20 protein-coding genes are annotated in these 24,882 nt (G+C 44.3%); 15 read left to right on the forward strand and 5 right to left on the reverse strand.

Translation table 11 applies throughout. The features are described from left to right. The first annotated feature begins 33 nt into the window (after nt 1–33). From HAT2_RS02125 to HAT2_RS02180, 12 genes are all read left to right on the forward strand, one after another. Complete coding sequence (locus HAT2_RS02125; protein WP_114544379.1) at nt 34–1,728, forward strand: 30S ribosomal protein S1; 1,695 nt, start codon at nt 34–36, stop codon at nt 1,726–1,728. Between the two features lie 104 nt (nt 1,729–1,832). Then, nucleotides 1,833–3,263, forward strand: a complete 1,431-nt coding sequence (gene nusA, locus HAT2_RS02130; RefSeq protein WP_114544380.1) for a transcription termination factor NusA — start codon at nt 1,833–1,835, stop codon at nt 3,261–3,263. Beyond that, nucleotides 3,196–6,087, forward strand: a complete 2,892-nt coding sequence (gene infB / locus HAT2_RS02135) for a translation initiation factor IF-2 (RefSeq protein WP_114544381.1) — start codon at nt 3,196–3,198, stop codon at nt 6,085–6,087. The genes nusA and infB overlap by 68 nt, the downstream gene beginning before the upstream one ends. Continuing rightward, nucleotides 6,063–6,410 (forward strand): 30S ribosome-binding factor RbfA, encoded by a 348-nt coding sequence (gene rbfA / locus HAT2_RS02140; RefSeq protein ID WP_114544382.1) that lies wholly within the window; start codon nt 6,063–6,065, stop codon nt 6,408–6,410. The genes infB and rbfA overlap by 25 nt, the downstream gene beginning before the upstream one ends. A 27-nt stretch (nt 6,411–6,437) precedes the next feature. Next, nucleotides 6,438–7,112 (forward strand): tRNA pseudouridine(55) synthase TruB, encoded by a 675-nt coding sequence (gene truB / locus HAT2_RS02145; RefSeq protein WP_281268482.1) that lies wholly within the window; start codon nt 6,438–6,440, stop codon nt 7,110–7,112. Nucleotides 7,113–7,336: 224 nt separating this feature from the next. Next, nucleotides 7,337–7,687, forward strand: coding sequence for a hypothetical protein (locus tag HAT2_RS02150; protein ID WP_114544384.1), 351 nt, complete (start codon nt 7,337–7,339; stop codon nt 7,685–7,687). Between the two features lie 90 nt (nt 7,688–7,777). Then, nucleotides 7,778–8,596, forward strand: a complete 819-nt coding sequence (locus HAT2_RS02155) for a hypothetical protein (RefSeq protein ID WP_114544385.1) — start codon at nt 7,778–7,780, stop codon at nt 8,594–8,596. A 4-nt stretch (nt 8,597–8,600) separates the two neighbouring features. Beyond that, entirely contained in the window at nt 8,601–9,713 is a 1,113-nt protein-coding gene (ychF, locus tag HAT2_RS02160; RefSeq protein WP_114544386.1) for a redox-regulated ATPase YchF, read from the forward strand. A 29-nt stretch (nt 9,714–9,742) separates the two neighbouring features. After that, nucleotides 9,743–10,840 carry a type III secretion system export apparatus subunit SctU gene (gene sctU, locus HAT2_RS02165; RefSeq protein ID WP_114544387.1) on the forward strand — a complete coding sequence of 366 codons (1,098 nt, stop codon included), beginning with the start codon at nt 9,743–9,745 and terminating at the stop codon, nt 10,838–10,840. Continuing rightward, nucleotides 10,837–12,972: a type III secretion system export apparatus subunit SctV gene (sctV, locus tag HAT2_RS02170; RefSeq protein WP_114544388.1), complete on the forward strand. Its 2,136-nt coding sequence runs from the start codon at nt 10,837–10,839 to the stop codon at nt 12,970–12,972. The genes sctU and sctV overlap by 4 nt, the downstream gene beginning before the upstream one ends. Nucleotides 12,973–12,996: 24 nt before the next feature. Then, on the forward strand, nt 12,997–14,256 hold the full coding sequence (locus HAT2_RS02175) for an HrpJ domain-containing protein (RefSeq protein ID WP_114544389.1): 1,260 nt from the start codon (nt 12,997–12,999) through the stop codon (nt 14,254–14,256). A 30-nt stretch (nt 14,257–14,286) separates the two neighbouring features. Beyond that, on the forward strand, nt 14,287–14,706 hold the full coding sequence (locus HAT2_RS02180; RefSeq protein ID WP_114544390.1) for a CesT family type III secretion system chaperone: 420 nt from the start codon (nt 14,287–14,289) through the stop codon (nt 14,704–14,706). A 5-nt stretch (nt 14,707–14,711) separates the two neighbouring features. Here HAT2_RS02180 and HAT2_RS02185 read toward each other — a convergent pair whose 3' ends face one another. Beyond that, nucleotides 14,712–15,206: a hypothetical protein gene (locus HAT2_RS02185; protein WP_114544391.1), complete on the reverse strand. Its 495-nt coding sequence runs from the start codon at nt 15,204–15,206 to the stop codon at nt 14,712–14,714. Between the two features lie 399 nt (nt 15,207–15,605). Between HAT2_RS02185 and HAT2_RS02195 the strand changes: the two genes are divergently transcribed. The 3 genes from HAT2_RS02195 (at nt 15,606) to aspS (ending at nt 18,565) form a co-directional block, all read left to right on the forward strand. Continuing rightward, on the forward strand, nt 15,606–16,193 hold the full coding sequence (locus HAT2_RS02195; protein WP_114544393.1) for a CesT family type III secretion system chaperone: 588 nt from the start codon (nt 15,606–15,608) through the stop codon (nt 16,191–16,193). 116 nt (nt 16,194–16,309) lie between these two features. Then, nucleotides 16,310–16,819: a single-stranded DNA-binding protein gene (locus tag HAT2_RS02200; RefSeq protein ID WP_114544394.1), complete on the forward strand. Its 510-nt coding sequence runs from the start codon at nt 16,310–16,312 to the stop codon at nt 16,817–16,819. Between the two features lie 24 nt (nt 16,820–16,843). Then, entirely contained in the window at nt 16,844–18,565 is a 1,722-nt protein-coding gene (gene aspS / locus HAT2_RS02205) for an aspartate--tRNA(Asn) ligase (protein WP_114544395.1), read from the forward strand. On the opposite strand, the gene lysS is transcribed toward aspS, so the two are convergent. The 4 genes from lysS to mutS all read right to left on the reverse strand — a co-directional run. Then, nucleotides 18,562–20,079: a lysine--tRNA ligase gene (gene lysS, locus HAT2_RS02210; RefSeq protein ID WP_114544396.1), complete on the reverse strand. Its 1,518-nt coding sequence runs from the start codon at nt 20,077–20,079 to the stop codon at nt 18,562–18,564. The genes aspS and lysS overlap by 4 nt on opposite strands. Nucleotides 20,080–20,136: 57 nt before the next feature. Continuing rightward, entirely contained in the window at nt 20,137–22,341 is a 2,205-nt protein-coding gene (gene priA, locus HAT2_RS02215; RefSeq protein WP_114544397.1) for a replication restart helicase PriA, read from the reverse strand. Beyond that, a complete protein-coding gene (locus tag HAT2_RS02220) occupies nt 22,308–22,952 on the reverse strand; it encodes a hypothetical protein (protein ID WP_114544398.1) in 645 nt (214 codons plus the stop codon). The genes priA and HAT2_RS02220 overlap by 34 nt, the downstream gene beginning before the upstream one ends. After that, the coding region (mutS, locus tag HAT2_RS02225; protein WP_147267491.1) for a DNA mismatch repair protein MutS at nt 22,949–24,882 on the reverse strand (1,934 nt) is incomplete at its 5' end. The genes mutS and HAT2_RS02220, both read right to left, overlap by 4 nt.

Raw genomic sequence — 24,882 nt, forward strand, 5'->3', positions numbered from 1 at the left:
TTATTTCTATCTACCCCCAGGAGATTGTAGCCGATGTCCCGAAAACCCGAAAACGATTGGGACGCCAATGAAGTCCTAGATGACGTGGATGTTCTGGCTCATGAAGCGCAAGAGTTCAAAGAGTTGGTCGATGGGGGTCCGGAGGTTTCCGGTTCGGAAGAGCTTGTCGCGTCTCCTGGCGCTGTTCTTAAAGGCAAGATCATTGATCTAACGAAGGATTATGTTGCTGTAGATGTCGGACTTAAATCTGAGGGTTTGATTTCTGTTAGTGAGTTTTACGATCCCTCCGAGCTCAGAGTAGGTGGAGAGATTGAAGTCCTCTTAGAGCAAACTGAAGATGAAAAAGGTCAAATTGTTCTTTCTCGACAAAAAGCGAGGAAGCAGCGGCAATGGGAGTATATTCTCAGGAACTGTTCTGAGGGATCGATTGTCAAGGGACTTGTTCTTCGACGTGTTAAGGGCGGTCTGATGGTCGACATAGGGGTCGAGGCTTTTCTTCCAGGCTCGCAGGTCGATAATAAGAGGGTGAAAGAGCTTGATCCTTTCGTTGGTAAGACATTTGAGTTCAAGATTCTCAAAATTAATCAAGAAAGGCAGAACGTCGTTATTTCCAGAAGGGAGCTTCTTGAAGCGGAGCGCATTCAGAAAAGGGGCGAGATGCTGGAGACAATCCAGGAGGGAGCTCTCCGGACCGGTGTCGTGAAGAACATTACGGATTTCGGTGTTTTCTTGGATCTGGATGGGATTGATGTTCTCCTCCATATCACAGATATGTCCTGGAAGCGAGTTCGACACCCTTCGGAGATGGTAAAGATTGGTGATACTCTAGAAGTGATGATCTTGAGCATCGACCATGAGAGAGGCCGCGTTGCGGTTGGTTTAAAGCAGCGCGAAAAGAGTCCTTGGGAAGAGATCGAGGATAGGTATCCCGTTGGGACCAAGGTAACCGGTCGTGTGACAAACACAACATCTTACGGTGCATTCATGGAGATTGAGCCTGGAATTGAGGGACTCGTGCACGTTTCGGAGATGTCTTGGAGCGCTGTTGCTGATCCCTCAAAGATTGTTTCGAGAGGCGAGTTTCGGGATGCTGTGGTGTTAGCCATCAATAAGGAAGAGGGCAAAATCTCTCTTAGCATGAAACAGTTGGAGAGAAATCCTTGGGAGAACGTCGAAACCAATTATCCAGTTGGCTCTGTCCTAAAGGCGGAAATTCGCAGCTTGACGAGCTATGGTGCCTTTGTTGAGCTTGAACCTGGTCTTGAGGGCCTGATCCATATCTCTAGTATAGGTGGTGGTAAGCGTGTTAATCATCCCTCTGAAGTTCTGAGGAAGGGCGCCTCTGTCGAGTGTGTCGTACTATTCGTCGACAAAGAAAGTCGAAAGATTACGCTTGGCCTGAAAGATGGTGAAGGGGGGGGCTCTCAGTCTGATGAAGATCTAGGGGCTCTCTATGCCTTGGGTCAACTTGTTGAAGGTGTTGTCACTAAGTTGAGCTCTTTTGGAGCCTTTCTGGATCTCGAAAAAGGTGGTGAGGGTCTAATCCATATCAATGAGCTGAGTGATCGTCCGATTGGAAGGGTTGAGGATGCTGTTGAGTTGGGGGAGCGCTTGGTCGCGAGGGTTATTCGTTTAGATTTGGATTCTAGGAAAGTCCATCTTTCGTTGAGAGGATTAGAGCCGGCTGAACGGATGGCTCATTCCTCTGCACACCTTCAAGGGGGGTGATTTTCCTAGGGAGGTGGGGATGATATCTTGTCTTCCCTCCTCTTTTTTGTTAATGGATTCGTTCTCCTGTTGTCTTTCGCTGAACAATATTTAAGGTTCTTTCTATGGCTCTTTCAAATAAAGATCTCATTGCTATCTTTGAGTATATGGAGAGAGAGAAAGGACTTGATAGAAAGTCCGTGGCGAATGTCATTGCTGAGTCTCTTCTTGTTGCCGCAAAGAAAACTGTTCAAGATGCTCCAGATATTGAGGTATCTGTCGATTACAAAACAGGGGCAGTCTCTATCTGGGCCAATAAGCAAGTTGTCGAAAAAGTAGGCAAGAAGAACGAGGAGATTTCATTGAAGGATGCCGTGAAAAGTCATCCTGAAGCTCAGATTGGAGATTTTATCTCTGTTTGTGTTCCTCCTGAGGATTTTGGGCGTATTGCAGCGCAGAGGGCCCGCCAAGCAATTATGGCACGCTTGAGGTTAGCTGAGCGCGACGTCATTTGTTCAGAGTACAGGGACTGCGTTGGAAAGCTGGTCCACGGCTCTGTTAAAAGATTGCTGCACAACGGTGGTGCCGTTGTCGATTTAGGTCGTGTAGAGGGCTGCCTTTTCCGTAAAGACATGTCGCCTTTGGATCACTTTCAGGTTGGCGATCGGGTTTGTGCTCTTCTGCTCGAGGTGCGTGACTCTGCTGATGGTGGGGCCAGTCTTGTTTTATCTCGGTCTAGTCCGGAGTTTGTGCATCGCCTCCTTTTACAAAACGTCTTTGAGATACAATCTGGGACGGTAGTTGTAGAAAGAATTGCTCGTGAGGCAGGATTGAGGACGAAGATCGCTGTCCGTTCTCTCGATTCTTCCGTTGATCCTGTTAAGGTGTGTGTCGGTTTTAAGGGGACGAAGATACGCAATGTAGTACGAGAATTAATGAATGAGCGTGTGGAAATCTTCCCCTTTAGTACTAACAAGAGCGAGTTTTTACAAAATGCTCTCGGATCTATAATCGTTCGCAGACTGTATGAGGAAGAGGGCACAACTTATGTTGTTGTAGATGACGCTTCTTACGCGGCTGCTTTGGGCAAAAAGGGATCAAATGCCAGGTTATTGGGAGCTTTAGCCAATGAGCCTCAGGGCGTTGGTCTTGTCAAGTGGAGTACCTATTGTCGGCGTGCTGTCGCAGAAAGGTGCGAGTTGTCTGATGGAGGGTCAGCTTTACTGGACGAGCCATTGGCCATTAGCGGTGTGAGTTCGTTGATTCTCGACAACTTGATTGATGCAGGGCTCGATACTTATCGTAAAGTGCTGGTGGCGAGACAGGAGGACTTGGCTCAGATTCCGGGGATTAGTTTGGAACTGGCCTCTCGCATTCTAGAACAAACGACGAACAAGGTGAGGAATTTTGGCAAAGAATTTGAAACTGAAGGTGAAGAATGCCCAATTAGCCGAGCAGATATCAGAGACTCTGAAGGACAGTCTGAAGATGAAGATCGAGGGAGCTCTTCAGGAGAAGCAGGACAAGCAGGAGGGGCAGGGAGTTGTTGCCCTTGAAGAAAGCTGCACTCCTTCATCTTGTTGCGTTTTATCGGAGGCTGGAGAGGCTTCTGATAAGAGCAAAAGATCAGGCTCCAAGAAGCTCAAGGCTCGTACAGAGGGTGAGAATGCACCTCCTGCATTGGAAAGCTCTCCTGCAGAAGAAGAATCTTCTGTTCGTGTGTCAAGTTCGGAAGGCTTAGAGTTAGAATCTCCTTTAGAGAAGAATTGGGTCGTGTCTTCTTCCTCTGTGGCAACACAAACTCAAGAGAGCGATGGTGTCCGTTCTGATTCTCTTTCTTCACAACAGCGTCGTCCTCCCATTTCGAAGTTTTCCGGATCTGATTCTTTTTCTCGTTCCCGTTTGGGATCAGGGACGGCGGGTTCTGGGCACACAGGGGAAAGGCCAGCTAGGCCGTCTTCTTTTTTTTCTGGTCGTGAGAAAAAGCCATCTCTCTTTTCGAGGGGTAGGTTGAAGCAGCAAGAAACTTTACCGGAGCAATCGACAAAGTTACCTCCCGGTTTCGAAAAAGAAAGTGGCTCTCATAGTGGAGTCCCTGACTGGGTTAATAGCTTGGACCATTCTCGCGCTCAACTGGGACCAACAGGAAAACATGTCAAGGACATGGTTGCTCCAGTTACTCCTGCTCCTGACCTTTCTGAATCTCCTTCCGTAAGAACAACTCCTCTGACAAAGGGTCGTTTTACGGGGGGGTTCCCATCTAGAATGGAAAAGACCTCTAGTTCAGGGGGTGCGCTACAGCGTGACAAGAGCTTGTTTTCGAAGTGTACCCCTTCGGAAGTTGTGCATTTCTCTGATCCGCCTCTCGTTGGAAAAGGCAAAGTTGCTGGGTTCCCTGGGAATAAGGAGGGCTCTTATCGTGAGAGAGGTAGTGGTTTTAAGGGTGATGCTCCGCATTCTAGATCTTCCGGTAAACACGGTGAAAACAGAAAGGGAGGAGCCTTTCGTTCTGGTTCGGAGCAATCACACTCGAGAAAGACTTTCACCCCTAAGACAGCAGATGTGGACATCCCTCCTGTTGTTCCAGAACAACTTAAGGTTGCTCTTCCTATCTCTGTAGCTAGCTTAGCAGCAGCTATGAAAATGCGTACCGCTCAGCTTGTTTCTAGAATGTTTATGCAAGGTGTTGTTTTGCGTTCTAACGATGTTTTGGAGCAAGAGACACTTGTTCAATTGATTGGAAATGAGTTTGGTTGTTCCATTGAAGTTAATGCTCAGGCTCTAGAAAGAGGGCAAGTTTTTCGCAAAACCATTCTTGAAGAATTAGGACAGGCTGATCCGAAGGATCTTGTCTCTAGGGCGCCCGTGATTGCTGTGGTTGGACATGTGGACCATGGTAAGACGTCTCTTATTGATGCGATTCGTCAGTCTGATTTAACCAAGCATGAGCCAGGTGAGATTACGCAGCACATAGGTGCATTTAGTATCTCTATTCCAGATGGATCCTTTTTGACAGTATTAGATACGCCTGGACATGAGGCTTTTAGTGCCATGCGTGATCGCGGTGTACGTGTTGCTGACGTTGTTGTTTTAGTCATAGCTGGGGATGAAGGGATTAAAGCTCAAACAGAGGAGGCTATACGTATCATTAAGGAGGCTGAGAATTCGGTTGTCATCGTTTTAACGAAGTCGGATAAGGCGAACTTTGATCAGGATCGTGTTTTCAGACAACTCGCAGAGCGCGATCTTCTGCCAGAAAGTTGGGGCGGATCCGTTGTCACAGCTGTTTGCTCTGCACATCAAGGAGTAGGAGTATCAGACTTACTGGAGTTGCTTCAGTTGCAGGCGAGTTTATTACAATTGAAGGCGAATCCTAAGGATCGTGCCCGTGGTGTCATTGTCGAGTCTCGAGTGGATCTGGGACTAGGACCTTCAGCTACTGTTCTCATTCAAAATGGGACCCTCTTTCAGGGTGATCTTGTTGTCGCTGGGTCTTCTTGGGGCAAGGTTCGTACAATTAAAAATGATCGAAACAAGTCGCTTAAACAAGTTACTGCTGGATTTGCCGCCTCCATTTCAGGTCTTTCCTCCCCTCCAAGTGTGGGGGAGCCTTTCGTAGTTGTGCCCAATGAGCAGGAAGCGCGTTGGGCAACTGAAGTGCATGCGAAAACTCAAGTTTCGATGCGACCCTTGATGATTTCTCCTGAAGCCTTTATGGAGCGTGGTCTGGGAATACGCAAAAGAACTCTTTATGTTGTGCTCTGTGGCGATGTCCATGGTTCCGTAGAGGCACTTGCTCAGGCCTTGCGACAGATCCCCTCTGAAAGGGTCGACATAGAAGTTGTTTATCAAACTGTTGGTGTGATTGGAGAATCTCTTGTTTCTTTAGCTTCGGCAGCTAAAGCAGTCATTGTCGGTTTTCAAACGAGTATTGATGTCCGGGCTCAGGTACTGTCTAAGAGCTTGGGTGTGTCGATACATGTGTTTCAAATCATTTATCGTGCTGTTGAAGCCGTCACTGAGTTGATGCAGAAGCTGTTAGACAAAACTTGCCAAGAGAAGTTTTCCGGGATTGCAGAAATCCGGGCTATTTTTAAATCTTCCAAATTTGGTGTCATTGCTGGCTGTGGTATTACAAATGGTGTGGTGAAGAGAAACCAAGTTGTTCGTGTTATGCGCGGAGGAAAGGCCTTACACAGTGGTCGAATCTTATCCATGCGGACAGGACGGGATGACCTAAAGGAAAGTAGTAAAGGGTTTGAGTGTGGGATCATTGTGGAGAATTTTTCTGATTTTCAGATTGGAGACGAGCTGCATGCATTTGACCTCATTTACTTGAGTCAAGGTTTGTTGGAATGCGACGACGAAAAGCAAGATTAGACTCTTTACTTAGAGAAGTTATTGGTGAAGTGATCCGGGATCGAGTTGCCGATCCAAGGGTCTCCTCTTTTTTGACCATTACGGAGGTCGATGTCTCTCCTGATTTGAGGCGGGCTCGTGTTGGTGTAAGTATCTTGGGCTCTCAGGAAGAGAGGGAAGTTACATTAAGAACGTTGCAAAATATGTCTAAGTTTGTTGGTACAGAAGCAGCACGTTTGGTTACTCTTCGTTACTTTCCTTCTTTGCAATTTTTTTCTGACCGAAGAATTGAGGAGGCTGCTCGTTTAGAAGAGCTTCTTCGTCAGGCTAATTACACAGGTTAGAGCTTGGAAGAATTTATTGAAGGGGTTTTGCCTGTTTACAAGACAGTGCAGATGTCCTCTTTCTCTGTTGTCTCTCGTATAAAAAAAGTGTTGCCGAACCATACGAAAGTTGGTCATACAGGCACGCTCGATCGATTTGCAGAAGGCATTTTGGTTCTTCTCATTGGAAGAAAATATACACGCTTAAGCAACACATTTATGGCCCATAGAAAGGTTTATAGGGCTATTTTGGAGTTCGGGTACGAGACAGACACTCTAGATCCTTCTGGAGAGCCTGTGGCCTTTTCTAGTCATTGTCCCTCTCTTTCTGCTATTGAGGAGGCAATGCAGTCCTTTTTGGGGGAGATTGAACAATTTCCGCCCTGTTTTTCTGCTAAAAAGTTTCAAGGTAAACGTTTAAGTGATTGGGCTCGTGCAGGTCAATTTGTTTTGCCAAGGAAGGCTCGTGTCTATATTCATCATATTGAGCTCATTCGCTATGCTTTTTCTTTTTTAGAATTCCGTGTCGAATGCTCGAAGGGAACGTACATTCGCTCTCTAGGTCGGGACTTAGCTCGAAAGGTATTTACTAGAGGCAATCTTGTCTCACTCGTAAGAGAAAAGAATGGCCCTTTTTCGAAGGAAAACGCGCTCGATCTTGAGGATCTAAATCGCGAAGGACTTCGTGCTATTCAGTTGCGCTTACAGAAGGTTGATTACTAATTTTCTTGTGATAATCTTGTGTATTACGAGAAATTTATCTTTTTTTATTATCGTAATATGTCTTCAGAATGCTTTCTGGTGTGATTAATTGCTTTTAAGTGCTTTCATTTTTTAGAAAGTGATTTGCTGTTAATCTCGATCGATATAGGATTGGACGTTGTAGTTTTTTGGTGCTTCATTTTATAGAGCACCATGCATGTGCAGATCACAGAGGAGTTCTGACTATGGCGCAAAAGTTGAGGGGGAGAGTCTCGTTACGGAAGAAGGGTGTTTCACTGCGTTCTTCTAGAGAGGAGAAGAATAAAGAAGAGCGTTCTAAGACGGCTTCTGGAAGCCTTTTGCCTAAAGACAAAAAGACCGCTACGAAGATTATGGTTACGATTCCTTTAGAAATGGTTATTTGGATGGATAAGCTCTGTCTGGAGATCCGAGAGAATTCTGGGGTTGTTTTTGACCGCGGTATGTTAATCAGAGGTTGTCTTAGGTCACTAAGGCAGGTTGGTCTTAATTTGAAAGCTGCAAAGGATGAATATCAGCTCTCAGAGAATATTGTGGCTTATCTAAGTAAGCTTTGAGCTCAAGGCCTCTCTTTTACAAAGAATCTGTGCAGTGAAGTAATCTTCATTGTATTATTCGACTGGGGAGTTTAGGAGAGGTAGTGTGTTGTGGGGCAGTATCACCCCTTCTGTCGCTGGGCTTGTCGTTTATCCGCAGGTTGTATCTCTTCGGGTTCTCGTGCAATTGAAACTTTTTCCAGGCGTCTCTGGTCACTCGTTCGCCCGGGGGGGTGTTTTGTTTTGGATCATCGACAGCTCTGCCTTGAGGCTGTTGGTTTTGCTATCAAAAAGCTATTTGGTCCTATGTCTCACAAGGTAGTGGACGAGAAGGCGGCTCGTCTTCGTTCTGCTTTGTACTGTTCTAGCTGTCCTCATGGGCTTGATTTGCGTATGGTACAGTTGTTAAAAAGGTGCGCTTTTGCAGTTGAAGGACCGCCTCTTTCATCTAGGAAGAAGCAGGCAAACCGCAAGTTTCCTCCTAAGAGAAAATACCTCCTCGTATCTTTCCACCCCCATGACCGTTTTTTATTCGAAAAGATCTATCCCCTGCTTTTCGAAACTTGTGAGCCGTATCTCTGTCGACCAACAGTTGACCCATCTCTTTGGGATTTGGATGTAGAAACCGTTAGAAATCGGGTGCGTTGCTCAGATTTCTTTATGCCTCTTATCACTTCGTCTTATCAAAATACTCCGACGCAAGCTATCCATATTCAGTTTAAAACAGCTCTTGAGTTGATACCTCAGAAAGGCCCTTATTGGATTTTTCCTTTGGTTATGGAGTCTGATCTTTTTGGGGACCATCTCTTTATCTCGAAGTGTTTTACGGGGTTATTTCTTTTTGAGAAGAACTTGGACCTGAAAAAGTTGAAAAAAGAGTTTTCCTCTCTCATTCGCATGATTTTTGAGACACGTCAGGTTTTTAGGTAAGGTTATGGTTGGACACTCTCTTTCTTGCTCTTTGGTTGGATTGCCAAATGTGGGAAAGTCGACTCTTTTCAATGTGTTGACAGAGAGCCGCTCGGCTCAATCTGCTAACTTTCCTTTTTGTACTATAGAGCCTAATGTAGGCATTGTTTATGTTCCTGATCCACGATTGAAGCAGCTGGCTTCTGTTGCTAAGAGCAGAAAAATTGTACCTGCTACGATGAAGATTGTAGATGTAGCTGGACTCGTTCAAGGTGCACATGAAGGGGCTGGATTGGGGAATCGTTTTTTATCTCATGTACGAGAGACAGATTTGATTATTCAAGTCGTGCGTTGCTTTGATGATCCCGATACTATCCATGTTTTGGGGCGTGTGGATCCAGTTGAAGATGCGGAGATTATTCATTTGGAGTGTGTCTTAGCTGATCTAAAAATGGCTCAAGACTCATTACAAAGACGCAAAGGAAAAGGACAAGACCCCAAAATGTCTGGAACTATATCTCTTTTGAGGCATGTTATAGACCTTTTGGAAGAAGGGACAGCTTTACGCTCTGTAGAGTGGACATCTCAAGAAAAAAAAGAGCTTGGTGCCTTTCCTTTTTTGACACTGAAACCGCTTATTCTTGCAGCCAATTTGCAAGAGGATGCCTTTCACGCATCTGGCTCTTCTGTCCATCCATTTATTGACTCTTTACAGTGTTATGCTGCACAACGGGGCCTGTCCGTTTTACCCTTCTGCGCCTGTTTGGAAGAGGAGATGTTAGACCTGGATCCAGAAAGTCGGCTTTTTTTTTCTGAACAATTTTTGGAAGGGCGCTCAAGCTTAGATCAGATGATCAGGGCAGCTTTTTCTAGATTAGGGCTTATTTCTTTTTTTACTGCGGGTGAGCTCGAAGCTCGAGCGTGGCCCATTCGGTCAGGTGTTTTAGCCCCAGAGGCAGCTGGAGAAATTCACACGGATATACAAAAAGGTTTTATTCGTGCAGAGCAGGTTAGTTATGACGATTTTATTGCGTATAACGGGCGGCAGGGGGCAAGAGATCATGGGAGGGTGCGTCACGTGGGGCGAGACTATATTGTCTTGGAAGGAGATGTTCTGCTCTTTTTTCACAAGATTTAAAGGTCAGATGCCTGAGCTAAGAGGGGACAATGGGAGAAAAGACAGAAAAGGCAACCCCTAAGAAGCTGCGAGACGCAAGAAAAAAGGGGCAGGTCGCTAAATCTCAAGATATTCCTGGAGCAGCTACATTTGTTGCTTCGATCGGGCTCCTCCTTGCTATGTCTTCTTTTTTATTTAGCCAGTTTCAAGCAACTTGCTTGTTTTTTTGGGGAAAAGTCTCCTCTCCCTTTTTTATTGAGAACCATTATCCGTATATTTTTCAATCTCTCTATCAAATTTTGATTTGTAGCCTGCCCTTTGCTATTGGTATCGCTACTATTGGTGCCATTGTCAATTTTTTGATGGTCGGCCCCATGTTTGCGACCGAAATCTTTAAGTTTGACATCAAGAAGTTTGACCCAGTTAATAATCTGAAACAAAAATTTAAAATACGCACACTTATTGAGCTTCTTAAGTCTACATTCAAAATATTAGTTGTTTTCTATATTTGTTATAAGGCTTGGCTAGAAGTAAGTGGGATGTTTCCCATGTTGATCGCCCAACCTTTGATCGCGACGTTTTTTCTTGTCTACACTTTCTTATGGAAGGTTGTTGTACGAGCGGGTGTATTTTTTGTTGCCATAGCAGTGGCCGACTATCTTTATCAGAAGAGGCTTTTTGATAAAGAAATGATGATGGAAAAATTTGAGCTAAAGCAAGAGTTCAAGAATACGGAAGGGGATCCGGAACTCAAATCTCGGCGGCGAGAGATTGCTAGAGAGATTGCCTATGGTGGTGGTCGAAGGGGAGTAAAGGGCTCCAAGGTTGTTATCACCAATCCAACACATATTGCCATTGCCTTGGCCTACGAACGCAAAAAAGTGCCTGCCCCATTTGTTGTGGCAAAAGGAAAGGGTGTCGAAGCAGAATGGATTATCTTCGAGGCGAAAAAGCTTGAAATCCCTATTGTCCGGAATGTGCCCTTAGCTTGGTCTCTCTATGAAACAGGGGAGATGCATGAGTTTATCCCTCTAGAGACATACGAGGCTGTTGCAGAAGTCTTGAAATGGGTCGCTTCCCTTGGCGGGGCAGAGGAAGAAGTAGAAGAAGAATTAATCGACGAGAATCTTAAGGGAACGGAACTATGAGCAATTTCTTCAAAAAGATGGGAAACTGGCTAAGCGGGGATCTGACAGTTGGGTCCATCGGAAGAACGAGTGATGTGGCTCTTGCCGTTGGTTTAACAGTTATTCTCGGTCTTATCATCGTTCCCATTCCCTCTGCTTTTTTGGATGCATTGATTGCCCTTAACATCACCTTAGCTCTTTCTTTATTGATGGTAGCTATTTATGTTCCTAGTGCTGTGGAACTGTCTGTTTTTCCCTCTCTTCTTTTGATCACAACGTTGTTTCGTCTTGGTCTAAACATTGCAACGACACGTGGTATTCTTCTTGAAGCTAATGCTGGGCACGTCATTTTTGCTTTCGGTAACTTTGTTGTCGGGGGCAATTACGTTGTAGGTCTCGTTCTCTTTCTCATTATCACTTTGGTTCAGTTTATTGTGATTACTAAGGGTGCTGAGCGCGTGGCCGAGGTCGCTGCTCGTTTTACATTGGATGCTTTGCCTGGTAAGCAGATGAGCATCGATGCAGATATGAGAGCAGGCATTCTTGACGCGAAACAAGCTCGAGCTAAAAGGCTAGAACTACAAAAGGAGAGCCAATTGTATGGTGCCATGGATGGTGCCATGAAGTTTGTTAAGGGAGATGCCATTGCTGGCATCGTTATTACTTTGATCAATTTGGTCGGAGGCATTGTCATCGGTGTCTTCCTGATGGACTTAGACGTTGCCACTTCTTTAAGCACCTTTGCTCTTCTTTCTATTGGAGATGGCCTTGTCTCCCAAATTCCGGCTCTTATGATTTCTATTACAGCCGGAATCATTACGACACGTGTCACAACGGATCGTGATTCTAATTTGGGAAAGGAGATTTCAAATCAACTTTTGAAGCAGCCTAAGGGTTTAATGATCGCGGCTGCTGCTGCTTTCATGATGGGGCTCATCCCTGGTTTCCCTGCTGCTCCCTTTTCTATCCTTTCCATTATTCTCGGTGGTGTCAGCTACGTTTTATGGAAAGTGGATGCTAAAAGAAATCTGATGGGGTTAGGAGAACCTGGTGGCGACACGGCTGCGGTTCAAACAGATGTAGAGGGTCACTCTGTTATTGGGGGAACAGGGGATCAATACGCTTTAACTCTTCCGGTCATCTTGGAATTAGGTGATTATCTAAGTTTGCAAGTTAAGAAAGAGGGCAAGGGTTTTGGCTTTATTGAAGCCATGATTCCCAAGATGAGACAAGCACTTTACCATGAATTAGGTGTCCGGTTTCCTGGTGTTCATGTTCGAGTGGATAGTCCCAGTTTGGAGAAAGAAGAGTATGCTATTTTGTTGAATGAAGTGCCAGTTATTCGAGGGAGGATTGTGGCTGATCATCTTCTCACTAATGAGGTGGAGGAGACCTTAAAAAGGTATAATTTGCCTTTTCAAGCTTATAAAAATGGTCCTAGCATGCCCTCTCTTTGGGTCCCGAGAAAATACGAATCTATCTTACGTAAAGCAGGTATCAAACATTGGAAGCCTTTAGAAGTTTTAATCTTGCACCTTTCCATTTTCTTTCGTCACTACACGATGGAGTTTGTTGGTATTCAAGAAGTCCGTGGGATGTTGGAATTCTTAGAAAGGTCTTTTCCAGACCTTGTTAAAGAGGTAACACGTCTTATCCCTCTACAGAAGATGACAGAAATATTTAGGAGATTGGTCCAGGAGCAGGTTTCCATTAAGGATCTGAGGACTATCATGGAGTCTTTGAGTGAGTGGGCACAATCTGAAAAAGATACAGTTCTCTTGACAGAATATGTGAGATCCTCTCTGAAGAGATATATCAGTTATAAGTATTCTCAAGGACAGTCGGTTATTTCTGTTTATGTTCTCGACCCAGAGATCGAGGATATTGTACGTGGAGCGATCAAACAAACCTCTGCTGGTTCCTATCTTGCATTGGATCCAGACTCTGTGCAGTTGATCCTACAAGCTTTTCGAAGTGTCATTACACCTCCTCCTCCAGGTGCACAGCCTCCTGTCGTTTTGACAGCCATTGATGTTCGACGATTCGTACGTAAACTCATTGAAATGGAAATTCAAGACGTTGCCGTTGTGTCTTATCAGGAAATTATTCCAGAGATCCGTATTCAGCCCTTGGGAAGAATCCAACTGAGATAGCCAGATCAAGAAATAGGTCTTACTATGTCGAACCGGATTGACCCTTCGATCTATGGAAAGGGAGCTTTTTCTCTTCAAGAGGGAACTCTTGCTTTAAACAACGAGTTGAAAGTGATCAATATGGAGGTTAAACAAGATTCCTTCGTTGGTCTTCTTACTCAAGGGATGTTATCTCGTTTTCAGGGATTGCACGGTGTGCGACGTGAAAAAGAGAACTTGCGGGCGAGGAAGAGAATTCGCAAAAGTGCAAGAATGACCGAAGGAGAGGGCGGAATTGTTGCTGAGATTAAAGAATCAGTTAAGGAAAGAGCAGCTCGGTATCAAGAAGAAAATGAGGAGTTAGACGAACAACATCTCATTGCGCTTCAAAGCCAGGTCAATTCTGAAGATGATCAGGAGACTATTCTCAATAAGATCAAGATCTATTTTCAAGATTGGTCTCTTGTCGATGAAGTTTTGGATTTTTTGTCGGAAGGCGCCAATCCTGCACTTTTAGCTAAACTAAACCAGCTAAAAGAACGTATTCGTTCTGATTACGGTCGGGAGATTGTTGCTGGAAGAAACATGGGGCAAGAATCCAGGTTTTTTTCTAAACATGGACTAGGGTCTCCAGCTCTCTTAAGGAAGATGTACCTTGACATCACGGGGAATCCCAGAACGGCACCAGACCTATTTGAAGAGCTATCCAATCGTTTTTCTTATCCACAACTGCGTAAAGTTATTGGTTTTCTTCTTCGATCTTTGGGTGCAGATTTACGATCTAAGGGCCCCTCTATTTCCCACGGTGAGCTATTTCGTCTTCTGAGTGAAACACGTGTGGCCCAAGCCATTTTGGGTGTTTTCCGTTTTTTCAAAGGAAGGGAGAAACTAGTGAACCGGCTTTTTTCTCAAAATGGACTTGACTCTCTACCACAAATGAGTTTCGAAATCATGGCCAAGACTTTTATGCGATTTGTTATGGATCGCTTCCCAAGTCCAGAGAATGCTCGTCATCTTTTGGGCCAAATGGGGGTACATGACTCTGTACCCGGTCTCATCATCTTAGGGATGCAAGTACGAGATGCTTTACGAGAGGTAGATCCTTATAAGCTATTTGGTTATGGCGGGGATCCTCATGCTGCCCTGCTACACAAGGAAGAATTAGCAAAAACAATGTTGGAAGTATTAGAGGGACTTGAAGATGAGTACGAAGATATTTTAGAAGAGGAAGAAGAGAGCGAGAAAGACGAGGACGATTCGGAAGAAGATGAATTGGACGAAGATAACGAAGACGACCTGGCCTAATCCGCTTGATAGTTGAGGTAGAGGCTTAAAGTGTATTATTTGTCCTTTGAGGAACTGATAAAAGAACTTGCAGAGCGGTGGATAGGATTTCAAATAGAACTGAACGGAAAGACGTCTTGTGTCCTCCGGACAGAGAGTGAATTAGACCTCTTTTTGGAGGCAGATTCGAGGAGGTCTCTTGTGTACGCTATCTGCTTTTTAGGAGAGGTTACAGGTGTAGGCGGCGAAGGAAAGCCCCTGCTCTTGCGTCTCTTACAAGAAAATTTGCACGCTCAGCACTCTGGTGTTTTTGGAATAGACACAGAAAACCATCGCTTCAGCTTACACAAAACCTATCGGTTAGAAAATTTGAGCGCGGACCACTTCTCTGATGATCTTGCTAGGCTCCATAACAAAGGGCTGTTATGGACGGAGGTCATCAAAGGAACTAAACCGTTACCTGCTTTATAGGCTTTTCACCAGAAGACATCTTCATCATACGCATCTGGGTCACGTAGACCGTGCCAATTTCTCCCCTGTTGCCGGGAAGAGTGAGTACAGTCATGCGTATGATCTTCACTAGATACATCAGTGTAAGCATCCTCAAGTCCTTCTGTTGTTTCTAGGTCTCGACGTGTGAAGCCTCGATTATGGTCTGTTTGATGGTAACCTGTATCACTGGCATCGGAATGACCTTCACTTGAGCTGGCTTCTCCCAGTGTCCCTATAGTTGGGTTGTCTGCATAGGCACCCCTCACCTGGCGTCGTACAGGTGCGTAATCTTGGCTATGCCCAATTTCTTTAAGGGCTTGTAACCTTTCTTTTTCTTCCTCGATGCGTGCCTTGAGATCTTCGGCCTCTTGGAGGTACTTAGAAAGTTCTTTTTTGGGAACAAGCCCCAATTTGAGCCACTGCTCTAAATTCGCCCGTTCTTCTTCAAGCTTTCTGAGTCGTTCGCTTTTACCGGCCATACCTTGCTTTCTCCCCCAGGGCGATTATTTCCTCTTATTCATCGGATTAACGAATTTTAGTAAAGTCGACTTAATACCGCATCGTATACCTCAGAGAACCGGGGCATACAGGATGATAGATGCAAAAGCGGAAGAAGTTCCCCCTTCCAGGGCAAGAGGATGAAGCAGTATTGACTGTAAAGTCAAGCCAACGATATCTGAAGTTTGATCTCTCCAGTGAAATTCTCTACGGAGCTCTCCAAGGGGGACTTGGGAGACGAAAAAGGGTCGACTTTCAAGTCAGTTCCCTCATCCCGAGATGATGTTTGTTTGTTCTTCTCATTGCAAACCAGTTCCTGACGCTGTTAAAGTTCAGAGAGACAAACCACTCTTTTTTCAGTGCTTTATGGGGGACATCGAATGTCTTTTGAAAATGCAAAACGCAACTTAGTAGAACTAGGGAAAGCCTTGGGGCTGGATGGTCTTGACTTTGACGAGAACAATACTTGTATCCTCGCGATAGATAATGACTTTTCCATGCACATGACCTACGAAACGACATCAAAGAAACTGTACATTTACTCGCCTCTGCTTGATTCCTTCCCTGAAGATAAAGACATTCTGATGAAGTTATACGAGACTCTTCTCAGAGGCTCTATTTTAGGTGGACAAATGGCAGGAGGCGGTGTTGGAATTGCACCAGAGGAGCAGTTAATCTTGATCCACTCTACCCTTGACATGGCCGCTGCATTTCCAGATGCTCTAAAAGAGTTCGCTCCCCTCTATGTGGAGATCGTTGATGCTTGGAGAAAAGCTTGTGCCAGCATTTGCGCAGGTCAAGAAGTAGACCTTTCTACTCTTCCTGTTTTAGCAGGCAAGAATGCGGAGCAAATTTCGGGTATGGCTGGAGGTGTCACCGGTGGAGCGAATCCTTCTTCCCCCGGTTCATCTGAGGAGAATTCTGGAGGAGTTCAGAAAGGTGGGACGGACGGTTTCATTCGTATCTAATTTCAGGCTCTAGGGGGGCGCTGTCCCCCTTGCACAATTGCTATCTGCCTGATAAACTCCGGCCTTCTTTTGGAACCGTTTACGGGCGGCTTTCGTTACCTAAGGTCTTTACTGCAATGAACTTTGTCGAGATTATTGGAAATATCGTCACAGAACCCGAAAAGAGGGTAACCTCGGGTGGTGCGAAGATGACGGTCTTAGTTATTGCAGATAACCAAAAAAAAGGGGAGAAGGACGAGGTCCTCTGGTGGAGAGTTGTCGTTTGGGAGGGTGAGTTAGAGCGTGTTCTACCTCATTTGAAGAAAGGATCTCGTGTCATTGTTTACGGGACTATGCGCAAGCCAAGGACGTATGCTGACAGTAATGGCACCTACCAAGCTTCTTTAGAGCTTAAAGCTTTTGTCATTCGTTTTCTTCCTGGGTCTCGCCCAGAAGGTGATTCTCTTTCTGTTTCCAGATCCCCCTTAGAAGGGGAAAAGGAAGGGGAGGGATCCGACTTTTCAGGCGATATTGAGTACACTGGTTTTTCTGCTTCTTCTCAACCAGCAGGTTTTTCCCCCGGAAAAGGAAGGGGAGGGCTTTACGGTTCTGAGGAAGTCTATTCTGAAGATGCCTCCCCTTTTTAATATCCCTTTTGTGTGAAGGGAGTCATGCTGCGTCGTGTTTTTTCAAGGGATTTGCCCTCTTATCTCGGTGAGAGAGTTGTCGTTCAGGGCTGGTTGCATGCTTTGAGATCTCTGGGAGGGATCGCTTTTCTTTTGGTTAGGGACCGAGATGGCCTTGTCCAGGTCGTTCTGAGGGAAGAAGGGATTTCCCGTTTGAAAGATATCCATATTGGGACTGTTCTTTCCGTTTCTGGGCTTGTGTCGTCATCTAAAAGAAAAGATGGCGCCCCGGAACTAACAGATGTCATTGTCGATGTCGTTTCCCCTGTACTTGAGGCTCCCTTTTGGGATTATACGAGAGACCAGGTTGATGTTGATCTTGATTTTCTTCTGGATCACAGGGGTTTCTCACTACGGAATCCTGTTCTTGCTTCCGTTTTTCATATTCAAGGTGAGATTGCATGGGCCTTCCGTTCTTACATGAGAGACAAGTTGGAAGCTCGTGAGTTTTTTGGTCCTTGTTTGCTTCCTGGAGCCTCTGAAGGGGGAGCGGAGGTCTTCTTTACAGATTATTTTGGAGCTACAGCGACTTTAGCTCAAAGCAGTCAACTATATAAGCAAATTTTGGTTGGTGTTTATGAGCGCGTCTTTTCGATCATGCCGTTTTTCCGTGCGGATCCTTCTCACACAACAAGGCATCTGTCTGAGGGGAAACAACTGGAGTTCGAGGCAGGTTTCTATACTCTAGCAGATCTCCTTGTGACTCTAGAAGATCTTCTGCGTCATATTGTGAGGCATCTTTCAGCTACTTGTCCAAGAGCAAGTGGTTTGCTCCTTCTTCCTGATGATGCTTTTCCTCGAATTTCTTTCCGTGAAGCGTGCCAAATTCTTGGAGAAGCCTCTTTGAGTGACTTGGGCTCTGCTGAGGAGAAGAAACTTTCAATCTGGGCGAAAGAAGAGTACGGGTCCGACTTTTTATTTGTCACTCACTGGCCCCGTTCTGTCCGTCCATTTTATTCTGCACCATCCTCATGTGAGCAGGAAAGTGAGACCTTTGATTTGCTCTGTTCTGGTATTGAGATCACGTCTGGAGGTGTCAGAAGGCATACCTATGAGCAGGTTATGCAAGGTTTAGCCGAATTCAATTTGAGTCCTGTACCTTTTAAAATTTATCTACAGGCCTTTAAAGCGGGAATGCCTCCTCATGGGGGTTTCGGGATAGGGCTAGAAAGGCTGACAATGGTTTTACTCGGTCTTAAAAATATTCGAGAGGGCTCCCTTTTCCCTTCTGATTACAAAAGAATTGCTTCTGAAAAACAAGAAACTTTGAAGGGTGAAGAGATTCATTCAGAAGTGATTCATTTGTTGAGAAGGCGATGTGTCACCTTTTCCCTTTGTTCTTCAGAAAAAATTTCGGCGGAAACAAAAGGATTGAAGGCTCTTCTTCTTATGGGCAAACGTTCAGGAACTTTTTTTCAAGCTAATCTTCTATTGCGTTCCAGGCTAAACATGCGAGTTCTAAGTCAAATCGTTGGTGAAGAACTTACTTTTGCCGATCCTAAAGTTATTGAAGACCAGTTTGGCTTGAAGGTTGGTAGTATTCCTCCTTGTGGTTCTTTGTTTGGTGTCAGAACTTTTCTAGATAAGGAGGCCCATGAACTGAAAGAATGCATATATTTCAGTTCGGGCAAACCAGGCGAATCTATTGTTTTAGAAGGGCCCTTCCCTCTGCTTGGGCATCAAGAGGTCGTAGAAATCTCTATTTAGATAGAACGCATCATTGGAAAGAACAGAACATCTTTGATGTGTGGGGCCTCTGTTAAAAGCATGACCATTCGGTCTATTCCAATACCAATACCTCCTGCCGGAGGCATGCCCTGGTAGATAGACTCTAAAAATTCGAGGTCTATTTCATGGTTCTCGTTCTTGGTCCTTTGTTGCTCTTGCAATAGTTTACTCTGGAGAAGGGGATCGTTTAATTCAGAATAAGAATTGCAGATTTCTTCTCCACCAATAAACGACTCAAAACGCTCTACGTAGACACCACCTTTTGGGTCTTTTTGCTTTCTTATAGGTTTGCAGAGAGGAGTTGTTTCTATAGGATGATCCAAAATGTGATGGGGCTCGAGAAGTTTTTTCTCTACAGCTACTTCAAAAAGTTGGGCAACTAAGAGACCACGGACATGACTTTCAATCTCAACTCCAAAGGAAGTAATTGCTTCAATGAGAGCGTTATCGTCCATCTCATCTACGTCAAATCCGGCATAAAGACGAATGGACTCCTTCATGGTAAGTCGCTTCCATGGTCTTCCTAGATCGATCTTTTTTTCCTGAATCACAAGAAGTGTTGTTCCTTTGTTGCTTTGTGCTACTGCTTTAAAGAGTCGCTCGACAAGGTTCATCATCTTGTTGTAGTCCCAATAGGCGGCGTAAGCTTCGAGGAGGGTAAATTCAGGATTATGTGTACGATCTATGCCTTCATTGCGAAAGACTTTGTTCAGCTCAAAAACGCGGTTCATGCCCCCAACAAGAAGTTTTTTGAGGGGAATCTCAAGAGAAATACGCAGAAAGACCCGCTGCTTAAGAGCTTCAACTTGTGATATGAAAGGTTTGGCTTCAGCTCCACCGTAGTGTGATTGCAAAATGGGCGTTTCTACTTCTAAAAAGCCTTCTTGTTCAAAAAAATGACGTATACTCCGAATGATTTGAAAACGCATCTCAAAACGACGAAAGGAGTCAGGATTCATGGTCAGATCAAGCCAACGCTTTCTCAAAATTAATTCTTTGTTAGCTAGCTTGTTATGTTTGTCTGGAAGAGGTAGGAGTGATTTGCAAAGGAGCCGGAAAGAAGAAACCAGTAGGGAAGGTTCTTCTTTCCGGGTCTTGCAGAAATATCCTGTTGCTTCTAACCAGTCTCCGAGATCAACTAACTTCTTAATCACCTCAAAGGATTGTTCTGCATTCAAAGGATCGAGATAACATGAGCCACGTGTGAAAAGGAGCTGAAAGCTGCTACTTCCTTCGTGGATATGGACAAAAAGAAGCCTCCCCATATGCCTGTGCAAAAGGACACGCCCTGCTAAAACAGAGGGAGCATGACTGAAGTCGATGCTGTCAACATGCGGCAGCTCTTCCAAACGAAGAGCACCAAGGGATTCAAGGGTATGAGTCGGTTGGCTCTCATGTGGATACGGATCAACGCCTAAAGCTCTCAGCTGCTCCAGTTTCTGAAGGCGCACAGCATAGTCAGGTGGAGGATTCTCAAAAGGACATTCAGACATCTCTCTTTTCCAGACAGAAAAAGGCCATCATCGCAGATTCTAGTTGAAACCACAACCCTAACTGAGAGAAAGGGGATGGAAATCAACTTTCAGTAATCCTCTAGGCAGGGGGACTTTCCCTAAAGCCAATCGAATAGTTTGGCTGCACCGCTCCCAATTTTGAGTTTTTACGACAAAATGGAGTCGATACTGGTTGGATACTCTAAAACGATGGACTTGAGAACAAGGCGAGAGGAGATCCTCTTGCGGTAAGAGTTGCTCCAATTTTTCTCTAAAAGCAAGAGTGTGTCTTGTCAAGATCGCAAGGTCTTGATGTTTAAAAAGTAGGCGAACAAGATGACAAAATGGGGGATAAAAAAAAGTTTTTCTTAAAAACAGTTCCTCTTGAGCGAATTCCTCATAGGTCCCATGAAGAGCATGACGGTAGTAGGGAAGATCTTTTTGATCTGTTTGTATCACTACTTTTCCTGGAAGTTCTTCTCTGGAAACCCTTCCTGATACTTGGGTTAAGAGCTGTACGAGATGTTCCCCATTACGGAAATCTGGATTCCAAAGCTGTTGGTCAGGATCAAGGATACCCACAAGAGTGACAAATGGGAAATGATGCCCTTTGGTAATCATTTGTGTTCCGATCAGTATATGGGCCTTACCGGAGCGAAAAAGATAGAGCGCCTCGTCTAATTTTTCAGTGCTGGTTATTTGTTCTCGATCTATACGAACGGTCTTAAGGTGAGGAAAAATACGCTGTAAGGCAGTTTCGACGCGTTCTGTGCCATACCCTAAAAAGCGAACTAGTGATCCCGTTTGACATGTGACACAAGAGACTTCTTTTTGAGAGATAGAGTATTGACAGAGGTGGCAGAGCAGAACCTGCTTTCTTAGATAAACTGTTAGGGAAAGATCACAATGAGGACAACGTATCGTTTGCCGGCACATTTTACAAAGAGCTACCTCGTAATAACCTCTGCGATTGAGAAAAAGAAGTGCCTGTTCTCCACGTGAGACTGTATTGTGAATTTCTTGAATTAAATCGGGGGAAAAAATCCCCTTTTTCGGAGAGGGGACAAACAAAATGTCCACTTTCTGCTTTGACAAGCTTTTGGGAAGCTGATGAAGTCGATAGCGTTTTTCTTTTGCTGCATGGAAGCTTTCCATTGAAGGTGTTGCGCTACCTAAAATCAGTGGACATTTGCATAATTGGGCTCTTTTTATTGCAACATCCCGAGCATGAAAACAGGGTCTACGATCACTTTTATAAGAAGTGTCATGTTCTTCGTCTAAAATAATGAGACCTATGGGATTTAAAGGGACAAAAAGAGCAGAGCGAGTACCAATAACGAGATCGATTTTTCCCTCTAAAATCTGGCAGTGTATTTTTTGCCGAGTCGAGTCAGGAAGGGAGGAATGAAAGAGAGCAATTTGCCCGCAAATCCTGGATCGTATGGCTTGAACCATTTGTCCGCTTAAAGATATCTCTGGAACAAGCAGAATGATTTTTTTCCCTTGTTGAAGAACAGCTTGAATGAGATGGATATAAACTTCTGTTTTTCCACTTCCAGTTACACCCCATAGAAGATGAACTTGATGAGAGTTTTGGCAAAAACTTTTAAGAATCGATTGAATTGTTTTTATTTGATCTTTAGATAGGTTTTTAGGCTTTTGCTCTAGGAAAGGGAAAAGAAAGAGCAGTTCCTCCTCAGAGGGTAATGTCAACTGTTCTAAAATTTGGGCAGATAATAAGTCTCGTAAAGAATTGTCTTGGGCATGGGCCTCGTCCAATAGTTCCTGTAACTTATACATCCTTTTCCCCTTGATAAAGATGTCCAGTAGACGTGCTTGAGCTGGTTTTCTCCTACGATGTTCTTGACACCAAGAAATTAAAACTTGTAGAGGGACTTTTTTTCGAATGAAGATTTCCGGTGACATCTTATGCTGTTTCGAGACTGTACGGCGTATTTTATAGGGAAAAACAGTCAAGAGAGCTTCTTGAAGAGAAACACAATAGACTTGACTAATCCAAAAAGCTAGATGGAGAAGGTCCAGACTCAACAAGGGATGCGGAAGAACCTTTCTAATAGGCTCGACTTTTTTGAGATCGGAATAATTTAAAATATTGACTACGATCCCATTTTCTATTCGAGATCGAAGAGGGACCTCAACTGATTGCCCTAATTCAATACATAACTCTTCTGGAATCCCATAGGTGAGTGTTTTGTTGAGAGAGAGGTCTAGCGCAACTTCAGCATATTTGGAGAAGTGCATGACGTAGCTCTTTTATTCAGAAAAAAACAAATTTCAGACCAAAGCAGTTTTTTAAAAACTTCTTTTTCGGCAAATTCAATCCAGTCGACAAAAATAGTATGTCCAAGGGCTGTCCAATTAACTTGGTGCTTTTGTCTAAGAGGAGCGAGAAAGAGAAAGGAGAAAGGAACAATGTAGCCCTGTATTGGTCCTACACATTGTCTATAGGCACGAATGTTACTTTTAAGGAGCTGTTCCAGGGCATAGTCAATGCTTTTTAACTCTGCTGCAGAAGTCCTCTCATCTGTAATGATTAAAATGTCTGCAAAATGTAACCCATGAGAATCGGGGAATTGTAGCAGGTAAAAGTCTGTTTTTTTAATTGCTTCTTCGGGAATATGCCACCTTGGAGTGATGAGTGTTTCTTTAGAAGCCCAGGACTGATTTGTCTTGTTTTTAGGATACTCTTGCCTTGGAAGCTTGTTCTTGGTAGATTCCTGCCTTTCTGTCCTACGTACTTTAGCTACAGGACCTTCGTTCGTGTCAGAAATCTGACCTTGTTGTCGTCCCCATTTTCTCAGTAGGGTTTCAGCTTTTTTTAATCTGAAAATGTAGTGAGGTTTTTCTTTCATTTAGCACCGCACTGACTGGTTGGCCTATTTTCCAGATCTTCCAAAATTTGTTTGGCTCTTTGGATGAGAGAATTGGGTAAACCAGCTAAACGTGCGACATGAATACCGAAGCTTCTTTCACCAGGACCCTCGTTGACCCTATACAAGAGCCTGATTTCATTTCCTTCCCTTTCAACAGAAACATGTGCATTGAAAGCGTGATGGTACTGTTCTGCTAGGCTCGTTAATTCCCAGTAGTGGGTCGAAACAATCGTTCTCGGTGTCAGATTTGCCTTCTCCAAAAGCATTTCCAAAGTTGCTTGAGAAAGAGCAATTCCGTCGTAAGTGCTTGTCCCTCTCCCGATTTCATCCAAGATAAGGAGGGAACTTCTTGTCGCATAACGAAGGATGTTTGCCAATTCAACCATTTCAACCATAAACGTAGATTGCCCTCGCAAAAGAGCATCGTGTGCACCTATTCGGCCAAAAACTCGGTCTACACATCCCAAAAGCATTTTTTTTGCCGGGACAAAACTACCCATCTGAGCCATAACAACAAGGAGGGCCACTTGTCTCATATAAGTGGATTTCCCTCCCATATTTGGGCCAGTTAAAAGCATCAGGCGACGATTTGGATCAAGGCAAGTTGAGTTGCTAATAAACTCTCCCATTGGCAAAATTCTCTCAAGGAGAGGATGTCGGCCATCTTCAATTTCTAGAGCACAAGACATGTCAACGAAAGGGCAAATATAATTACCGCTAATGGCAACTTGGGCAAGAGACAGAAAACAATCGATTAAGGCGATCGCTTTTGCATGTTTTTTGAGATCCGGCAACCATGTTTGAATTTTTTTTTGCAATTGTAGGAGAAGTTCTGTCTCTATCCCGTCGATCTGTCTTTCTAGTTTAAATAGGCAAGCCTCAATCTGCTGGAGTTCCTTCGAATAGAAACGCTCACATTGGGAGAGAGTTTGCTTTCGATAAAATGAAGGTGGGACTTTAGATGAGGCATTTTTACTCACTTCGATGAAATACCCGAAAGCTGGTGTAAATCCTATTTTTAATGTCTTAATACTTAAGCTTTCTCGTAAATGTTCTTGGTAGTTTTGCAGGCTTTCTCTTGTGATTTTTAACTCTTCACGAAGCTGATCTAATTCTCTATTCCATCCTTCCTTGAAAATCGGTCCTTCTCCTACTTTAACTGCAGGTGAGTCGAGAAGAGCTTCACTCAAAAGGTCCATCAGACCATCGATAGGTGGTGTAAGAGTGTACAAATGGGTGTGCAATGAACTTACATTAGCACAAGCTCGATAGAGTGCTGGCAACGATTGGCAACTGAAATACAACCCTGTTAGATCATGTGTTGTCTTTTTGAATTTTTCTAAACGTACGCTTAGTCGATCAAGGTCTCGAATGGATTCAAGAAGAGGACCAAGCATGCAGCGCATAGAATGGTTTGAGACTAGTTCTCTTATCACGTCTTGTCTAGATCGGATCTTGTTTGGGTCTAAAAGAGGCTTAGCTAGCCATTGTCGCATCATGCGCATTCCCATCGGGGTCTTGGTACGATTTAAATGTCCTAAAAGTGTGGCAGTTTCTTCTTCTCCTGGTAAGGCCTCTAGGATCGAAAGATGTCTTTGTGTTGCTCGATCAAGAAAGAGATAATCTTTCATATCCAGGATTCGTATATCTTTAATGTGATCAACTGGCTGAAGTAATTCGAAAGCTAAGTAACGTAAAAGGGCTCCTGAGGCAACAAGTGCCTGAGGGTAAAAGTGAAAGCCCAAGCTGTCTGTCGTTTGCAAATGGAAATGCCGACACAAAAATGACTGATTTGTTTCGAAGGAAAAAAAACGATCTTCTAAAAAATAGGGCTTGAGAGAAAACTCTGCGTGACTCGATAACAGGTCGGCTGTCTTTTTATGTGTTAGCAACTCTGCGGGCTTGTAAA

The sequence above is a fragment of the Candidatus Similichlamydia laticola genome, from assembly GCF_003339615.1.
Classification (GTDB): domain Bacteria; phylum Chlamydiota; class Chlamydiia; order Chlamydiales; family Parilichlamydiaceae; genus Similichlamydia; species Similichlamydia laticola.

Bases quoted from the DNA above. Each gene is read 5' to 3' on its own strand.
- HAT2_RS02125 (WP_114544379.1), top strand. From the start codon at position 34: ATGTCCCGAAAACCCGAAAACGATTGGGACGCCAATGAAGTCCTAGAT.
- nusA (WP_114544380.1), top strand. From the start codon at position 1,833: ATGGCTCTTTCAAATAAAGATCTCATTGCTATCTTTGAGTATATGGAG.
- infB (WP_114544381.1), top strand. From the start codon at position 3,196: ATGAAGATCGAGGGAGCTCTTCAGGAGAAGCAGGACAAGCAGGAGGGG.
- rbfA (WP_114544382.1), top strand. From the start codon at position 6,063: ATGCGACGACGAAAAGCAAGATTAGACTCTTTACTTAGAGAAGTTATT.
- HAT2_RS02150 (WP_114544384.1), top strand. From the start codon at position 7,337: ATGGCGCAAAAGTTGAGGGGGAGAGTCTCGTTACGGAAGAAGGGTGTT.
- ychF (WP_114544386.1), top strand. From the start codon at position 8,601: ATGGTTGGACACTCTCTTTCTTGCTCTTTGGTTGGATTGCCAAATGTG.
- sctU (WP_114544387.1), top strand. From the start codon at position 9,743: ATGGGAGAAAAGACAGAAAAGGCAACCCCTAAGAAGCTGCGAGACGCA.
- sctV (WP_114544388.1), top strand. From the start codon at position 10,837: ATGAGCAATTTCTTCAAAAAGATGGGAAACTGGCTAAGCGGGGATCTG.
- HAT2_RS02175 (WP_114544389.1), top strand. From the start codon at position 12,997: ATGTCGAACCGGATTGACCCTTCGATCTATGGAAAGGGAGCTTTTTCT.
- HAT2_RS02185 (WP_114544391.1), bottom strand. From the start codon at position 15,206: ATGGCCGGTAAAAGCGAACGACTCAGAAAGCTTGAAGAAGAACGGGCG.
- HAT2_RS02195 (WP_114544393.1), top strand. From the start codon at position 15,606: ATGTCTTTTGAAAATGCAAAACGCAACTTAGTAGAACTAGGGAAAGCC.
- HAT2_RS02200 (WP_114544394.1), top strand. From the start codon at position 16,310: ATGAACTTTGTCGAGATTATTGGAAATATCGTCACAGAACCCGAAAAG.
- aspS (WP_114544395.1), top strand. From the start codon at position 16,844: ATGCTGCGTCGTGTTTTTTCAAGGGATTTGCCCTCTTATCTCGGTGAG.
- lysS (WP_114544396.1), bottom strand. From the start codon at position 20,079: ATGTCTGAATGTCCTTTTGAGAATCCTCCACCTGACTATGCTGTGCGC.
- priA (WP_114544397.1), bottom strand. From the start codon at position 22,341: ATGCACTTCTCCAAATATGCTGAAGTTGCGCTAGACCTCTCTCTCAAC.
- HAT2_RS02220 (WP_114544398.1), bottom strand. From the start codon at position 22,952: ATGAAAGAAAAACCTCACTACATTTTCAGATTAAAAAAAGCTGAAACC.